The 7,525-nt window shown below is 59.9% G+C and carries 3 protein-coding genes; all 3 read left to right on the forward strand.

Annotated elements, in window-relative coordinates; all coding sequences use genetic code 11:
• Positions 1-154: 154 nt before the first annotated feature.
• The 3 genes from GE543_RS26445 to GE543_RS26455 all read left to right on the forward strand — a co-directional run bounded on the left by GE543_RS26445 (position 155) and on the right by GE543_RS26455 (position 7,459).
• Positions 155-1,276 carry a beta-ketoacyl-ACP synthase III gene (locus GE543_RS26445; protein WP_003412820.1) on the forward strand — a complete coding sequence of 374 codons (1,122 nt, stop codon included), beginning with the start codon at positions 155-157 and terminating at the stop codon, positions 1,274-1,276.
• Between the two features lie 120 nt (positions 1,277-1,396).
• Positions 1,397-6,292 (forward strand): NEL-type E3 ubiquitin ligase domain-containing protein, encoded by a 4,896-nt coding sequence (locus tag GE543_RS26450; protein ID WP_153222723.1) that lies wholly within the window; start codon positions 1,397-1,399, stop codon positions 6,290-6,292.
• Positions 6,293-6,331: 39 nt separating this feature from the next.
• The gene (locus GE543_RS26455) at positions 6,332-7,459 is read left to right on the forward strand and encodes a GNAT family N-acetyltransferase (RefSeq protein ID WP_046235735.1); all 1,128 of its coding nucleotides are present in this window, start codon (positions 6,332-6,334) and stop codon (positions 7,457-7,459) included.
• Positions 7,460-7,525: the final 66 nt, after the last annotated feature.

Here is a 7,525-nt window from a genome sequence, read left to right on the forward strand (position 1 = left end):
CTCCGCGCCTGTCTTCACCGTGTCATGAAATGCTGCTCCCGGTTACGGGCAGCTTTTACAGTCGCACTGGTACGCAGGTCCCAAAAAGCAGTGGGCCTTCAGTTTCCGTGCGTGAGCAGGTCATTACCTGCAACTCAATAAGAGAGGAACGACCGTGCACAACGTCGTCATCAGCGGCACAGGCCTGTTTACCCCGGCCAACAGCATCTCCAACGAAGAGCTGGTGCAGTCTTTCAATGCCTATGTTGCACAGTTCAACAGCGATAATGCCGCCGCTATCGAACGTGGCGACGTGCAGGCGCTAAGTGAGTCCAGCGCCGCTTTCATCGAAAAGGCTTCGGGTATCAAAAGCCGCTTCGTCATGGACAAGGAGGGCATTCTCGATCCGCAGCGCATGAAGCCCAACCTTCCGGAGCGCAGCAATGACGAATGGTCGATCCTCTGTGAGATGGGTGTAGCTGCCGCCACACAGGCGCTGCAACGCGCCGGCAAAACCGCGGCCGACATCGACGGTGTGATCGTTGCCTGCTCCAACCTGCAACGGGCTTATCCGGCGATCTCCATCGAGATTCAGCAAGCGCTGGGTGTTGCTGGTTACGGGTTTGACATGAACGTGGCCTGTTCGTCGGCCACCTTCGGCATTCAGGCAGCCTGCAACAGCGTGCAACTGGGTCAGGCTCGCGCCTTGCTGGTGATCAGCCCGGAAATCTGCACCGCGCACCTTAATTTCCGTGACCGTGACAGCCACTTCATCTTTGGTGACGGTGCCACGGCGGTGGTGGTCGAGCGCGCCGACCTTGCCACATCGCCTTATCAGTTCGATATCGTCAGCACCCGGCTGCTGACCCAGTTCTCCAACAACATCCGCAACAATTTCGGTTTCCTCAACCGTACCTCGGACGAGGGCCAGAGTGCGCCGGACAAGCTGTTCGTGCAGGAAGGCCGCAAGGTATTCCGCGAGGTGTGCCCGATGGTCGCCGAGCTGGTCGCTGCGCATTTACAGGACAACGGCATCAACATCACTGACGTCAAACGCTTCTGGCTGCACCAGGCCAACCTGAGCATGAACCATCTGATCGTCAAGAAGCTGCTGGGCCGCGACGCCAGCGTCGAAGAAGCGCCGGTGATTCTCGACACCTATGGCAATACCAGTTCGGCGGGTTCGGTGATTGCGTTTCACACCTATCAGGATGACTTGCCGCAAGGCGCGCTGGCAGTACTCAGCTCGTTTGGCGCTGGTTACTCGATCGGCAGCGTGATTCTGCGCAAGCGCTGATCGCGTTCGACGGGTAGCGCTCTTGAAACGGGCGCTACCTGTCATATCCCGTTATGTCATGTGCAGGCCGTTGGGTCTTTATCGTATTGGCTATTCACAAAGCCATTAGCGGTATCGACCATGTTCACCCTCAGATACAACCCCTTTGAAACACTAGAATCGTCCGTTGCACACGCCTCTGTAACGCCTCCATCGCAGGACTCTGCGCCGTTCGAAGCGGAGCACGCCAACACCGAGTTCATCAGGCTCAACCTGCCAGACTGGTATGTGGCTGCGCCCACGGCACTGCGCCAGGCGCTGCATGCCAGCCAGCAAGGCGCGCGCCGTTACGCGCAGGCGCTGGAGCCGGTGCGCAACCGGCTGTTATCGGCGCAGCAGTTTGCAGCGCCCTTGCTGTCGAAAGCCTTTGTCGAACGTTTCCAGCTTGACCTCGACGTTGAAGGCTTTCAACTGATGACCTGGCGCTACGACAGCACCTGGAACCCGGCCCCGCTCGAGCAGACCTTGCTCCAGGCGGCCTTGCAGAACTTCGCTCCGAGCAACAGAAGCCGCTTCGATCCCTACTCGGCAATCCTGCGTACAGGTGGCCTGCGCTACTGGCTGATCGACAGCGCCCAGCGCCGCTACAAGGTGGAATACCGCGACCGTCAGGCGATCGATCTCGAGCAGTTCGCTGATTTTTGCCATGAGCTGGATCTGGGCCGTCAGTATCAGACCCATCTGGACAGCGTGTTCAAGCCGCCAGGCCCGGCTGCGCAAGCGGTTGCCAGCGCATTCATGGACAGCGAGCGGGCTGCCGTCGAGGTGCTTGCGCATATCGCCGTGATGAAAGGCGATATCACGGAAGCGGCGTACCAGACCCTGCTGGACATGGTGAAGTCCGTTGACCAGCCGCGATGGGATGGCAAGGGCGTGCGTTATTGCCAGTTGCACATGCTCGACACCTATACGTTCCCCGGCTCGCTGTTACGGGGTGCTTTGCTCATACAGCAAGATGGCGCCAGGCCCGATGACGGTCCTTGTCTGGTCTACCTGCCTTCCGAGCCCTCGCATCCGATCAAGCAGTTCGCATCGTTGCGGGCCTTCAACGCCTGGCTGGTGACGGCGTTGGGCGGCGAACACTATCGACGCTACTTCAGCCGTTTCGTCAGCCTCAGCCAGGCTCCGGCATTTTTTGCCAAGCTGGACGCGCGGCTGTATCCGGCCGGGGATCGCAAGCTGGACCCCGACGCCGATCTGGTCGTGCAGGCACAGCCATTCTCGAAACCGCCATTCGAGCTGCTGTACGACCATTTGCTGGCCAAAACCTATGACGACTCAAAGGCTATCGCGGTGCCTTCCGCTCAGGTGGACCAGCAGGCTCACGATGCCCTGATCGAAAGCCTTGAAAACAATGGCATGAACCTGCTCAACGTGGCCGGGTTCTTTGTGCCGGTGCTGGGTGAAATCATGTCCGTGGTCGCCCTCTATCAACTCGCCAGCGAAGCGTTCGTTGCTTACGAAGACTGGAAGCACGATGAAGTCGAAGACGCCATGCAACATGTCTACAACATCGGCGAAAACGTTGCACAGATGCTGGTGGTAGGCGGCGTCGTGGGTGCGGTGAGCGGGTTGCAACCCTCGATGTTCATCGAAAGCCTGGTGCAACGGCGTGTCGACGGGGCCGTACGTCTCGGCAAGCCGAGCATCGATGCCTATGCGCATGCGGTGTCGTTGCCTGACAACCTGAGCAGCAACGCCCTTGGGCTTTATGAGCACGATGGCAAGACCTGGCTGCCACTGGACGGCAAACTGTATCGCGTCGAGTCCGATGCCGCCGGCACCCAATGGCAAATCAGACATCCACTGAATGAGCGTTCGTACGCGCCGAAGCTCAAGCACAACGGTGCCGGCGCCTGGCGCCATGAATGGGAAAACCCGATGGGTTGGGACGAGGTAACGGCGTTCAAGCGCCTGAACCCGACGTGTCATGCGCTCCCGGAAGAGGACATTCAGAAAGTCCTGCGCATTACCGGCACTCATGAGGCCTTGCTGCGCCAGATACATGTCGAGAACCTCCAGCCTCCGGCCCTGCTGAAGGACGCGATTCAGCGCGTTGAAACAGAACGGCAGCTGCACGTCTGCATCGACGCTCTTCAGGCCGTCGACGTGTCTGAGGTCCACGTTTCTCATCTTGAGCCGTGGCTGAAGCTGCTGGTGTCGTCACCGCGCTGGCATGAGCCTCGCGGCCTGTTACTCATCGACGCCCAAGGGGCGCTGCTGGAATCCTGGAACGCGGGATCGCAGATGACGCTGTCGTCCCATGTCACAGGGCCGACCGGGCACCTCAGTCAAGTGCTCGGCCAGTTGCTGGAAAGTCTGCCCGCCGATGAAGTCACTCGTCTGACCGGGAGCGACAGTGCCGACAAGGCCGTTCAACTGCGCGGCTTCAAGCGCTATCTGGCCGATTACGCCCAGACGCACGTGGGGCGCCTGCTGGATGACGTGCAGGCGCTCAAGGATCGCAGCGATGACCCGCATGTTCAGCTGATACAGCGCGACTTCGGTAGCTTGCCGAGCAGCGTGGTGCTCGAACTCATCGGCATGGCCAGCGACGCTGACAAAGCGCGGATGACCACGGAAGAACGCATTCCTCTGACCCTTGCCGAGCATGCCCGCGAGTACCAGCAGCAACTGCGGATAAACCGCGCCAACGAAGGCTTCTATCGGGCGGTAACCGATAATCTGGACACGCAGGCGGCGGGGCTGGGCATGCTGCAGTACGTGCCAGGCTGGCGGGGTGATGTTTCGATCGATCTGCTGAAGGATTCGCTGGAGGGCGACGAAATCGCCAGTCTCGACAGCGATCAGGCCGCAGCGCACCGGCTGCTGGTCAGCACCGAGGCGGGTGTTCAGTGCTTCGACCCGTCAGGTGAGTCGCTCGGTGAAATCGATCAGCAGTTTTTCAGGGCGTTGCTGCTGGCGCTTCCCGAACAGGTTCGGCTCGACATTCAGCTGCCTGATGGCGCGGATGAGCAGCAACTGCGCAGTCTGTTGCGCAATACGGCAATGGAACGACGTGAGCGCATGGCTGCCCTTTTGCAGTTGCAGCCGATCAAGCCGGGTATCAAATGGCCGCAACGCTTGCCCCATGGTCGTATCGGCTACCCGCTGAGCGGACGGTTGCGAGGTTTCTTTCGTCGTCTGGGCATTGGCGCGTCCAGGCACTCGCCGGAACTTGCGGTAAGAAGTCTGTACCCGGGTTTTTCCGATGCAGAAGTGTCCGGCTTCCTGAGCGCGTTACGCGCCGAACACACCGGGCCGGCGCGGGAGTTGTCGACTTTCGTCCGGCAAAGACTGAGCGGCCTCGCCGATGAATTGCGAACGCTTCAGGTTACCCTGGACACCTGGGTTGCGGAAACGCCCTTTTCTTCGTTGCGCAGGCCGAGGGAGGTCGCCGCGACGCGCATTCACGACTGCTGGAAACGCTTGAGCTTTCAGTGCCGAAATTTTCAGGGTGATTTTTTAGGGTATGCGCTCGATCTGGATAACCTGCGTATCGGAGAGCTACCGGATATCACGGCCAACTTCGATCATGTGGCGGTGCTGAAAGTCCGCGCCATGCAGCTTACCGATTCACAAGCGAATGCATTGCTGAAAAACTTCAATAGGCTGCGTTCGCTGAGCCTGGACTTCAATGACCTGCGATCCTTGCCGACCTCGATAGGGCAAATGCCTCAGCTTGCAGAGCTGTCCATCAGCCACAATCCGCTGATCTGGACAGAGTCCGCCAACGTCGCGTTGCAGAACCTGAACCGGCTGGAAATTCTGGACCTCAATTTTTGCTCGCTCGGCTCGGACGTCCCCATCACTGCACTGAACTCGCTGCGCCTGTTGTTTCTGCGCGGTACCGGCATTAGCGCATTGCCGGCGTGGAACTGGCTGCGGTCCGAGCTGATTCGTATTGATGTGCGTGACAATCGCATCTCGGAAATATCCATTGATGAGCTCGATAACATCGAGCGCTCCCTCAGTTCCTCGCGCCTGCACCTGCATCTGAACGGCAATCCGTTGAATTCGCCCACGTTGGAACGCATCAGGCTGTTTCGCGAGGGCAGGCTGCGACCGCGATGGGGTGTCAGCCAGAGTGTCAATCCGGTTGAGGCCGGACCTGACAGTGCGCCGTGGCTTGCAGGCCTGAATCGTGAGCAGGTGAATACCCGCATCAGGCTGTGGCAAGACCTGCGCGCCTGTGTCGGGTCCGCGGATTTTTTTCAGATGCTGAACGATCTGACGCACTCTGCCGACTTCTCAAGTAGCCGCGATGAGCTGATTGCGCGAGTCTGGTCGATGATCGAATCGGCGTCGGTCAACGCCGAGCTGCGTGCCCAGCTCTTCGATGTTGCTGCGCACCCGCAGACGTGTGGCGATGGACTGGCATTGGTGTTTGGCGACATGGAAGTGCGCGTCCAGCTGTTCTCGATCATGTCATCCACGCCGGCGGCCGCGCAGCCACGCAAGCTGTTCAGGATGACCCGCAGTCTGGACCGTCTGGACCAGGTGGAGAAAATTGCCCTGCGCGATATCGCGTTTCGTCAGGCGAGCGGCGAAAGGGTCGATGAGGTCGAAGTACGCCTGGCCTACCGCGTCGGTTTGCAAGCGCGGCTTGAACTGCCGGGCCAGCCGCGAACCATGTGGTTCCGCGCTATTGCCAAGGTGAGCGAAGCGGATTTGCAGGCGGCGTACAACGAAATCATCGATCGCGAAGCCACCCCTGAGTTTTTCCAGTCGATGATTGCCCGGGAGTTCTGGATGAGTTATCTGGAAATTCGTTACGCCCCGGAGTTCGAGCCGATCAAGCAGCCTTTCAATCAGCGCCTGGTGGCCTTGGATGAGTTGCCGCCTGACCAGCAATCCGATCAGCAGTACCTCGAGCAGATTGGCGTGATCTCCCGTGAGCGTGAGCAGGCGATCAACCAATTCGCGATCATTCTTTCCAGGCAGATTGCGGAGGCGATGAACATGACGACTCAATAAGGGATATTCTTCACCCTGTCTGCCTATCGGGGAACCTGCATGCCTGTTCACGTAATCGACAGCCTCGGCACCGTCGCGCCTGCCCAGTGGGATGCGCTGGTGCCTGGCAATCAGCCATTCCTGCGGCATGCGTTTCTCAGCTCGCTGGAGGACAGCGGCAGTCTCGGACCACGATCAGGCTGGCGTGCCGAGCACGTGCTGCACTACGAAAACGATCAGTTGGTGGCGGCGTTGCCGGCCTACCGAAAGTGGCATTCGTATGGCGAGTACGTGTTCGATCACGCCTGGGCAGACGCCTGCCGTCGTGCTGGCATCGCCTACTACCCCAAGCTGTTGGTCGCCGTGCCTTTCAGCCCGGTCGGCGGTTCGCGGATTCTGTCCGCGACGCCTCAGGGCGGCATCGAGTTGCTCGGCGAGCTGCCGGCGTACCTGCAACGTGAGGGACTGTCGAGCGCGCACGTGAACTTCACCGATCCGGCGGCCGATGCCTTGCTTGAAACCCAGCCTGGCTGGCTGCAACGTATCGGCTGCCAGTTTCATTGGCAGAATCGCGGCTACCGCGATTTCCAGGATTTCCTCGACGCATTGAGTTCGCGCAAGCGCAAACAGATGCGCAAGGAGCGTGAGCAGGTGGCCGGGCAGGGCATCGAGTTTGAATGGCTCGAAGGCGCGCAGATGAGCGAAGTGCTGTGGGACTTCGTGTATGCGTGCTACTCCAATACCTACGAGGTGCGCGGGCAGGCGCCTTACCTGACGCGTGAGTTCTTCAGCCTGCTGGCCGAGCGCATGCCCGAATCGATCCGTGTGGTCATCGCGCTGCAGGGCTCACGGCCTGTGGCGATGGCTTTCAGCCTTATTGGCGACGACAGTTTCTATGGGCGCTACTGGGGCTGCCTGGCCGAGTTTGACCGGCTGCATTTCGAAACCTGTTTCTATCAGGGTATGGACTACGCCATCGCCCACGGCCTGCAACGCTTCGACGCTGGCGCGCAGGGCGAACACAAACTGATCCGCGGCTTCGAACCGCAGATCACCCGTTCGTGGCATTACCTGATGCACCCAGGCCTGAAAGACGCGGTCAGCGAGTTCCTGGAGCAGGAGCGAGTCGGCGTAATGGCCTATGCCGAGGATGCGCGCAGCGCGCTGCCTTATCGGCAGACGGAGTAACGGCCAGAAGACATTCAGCGACTGCACTGGCCTCTTCGCGAGCAAGCTCCCACAAGTGCGGTGTAC

The organism is Pseudomonas sp. SZ57, from assembly GCF_009495975.1.
Lineage (GTDB): Bacteria > Pseudomonadota > Gammaproteobacteria > Pseudomonadales > Pseudomonadaceae > Aquipseudomonas > Aquipseudomonas syringae.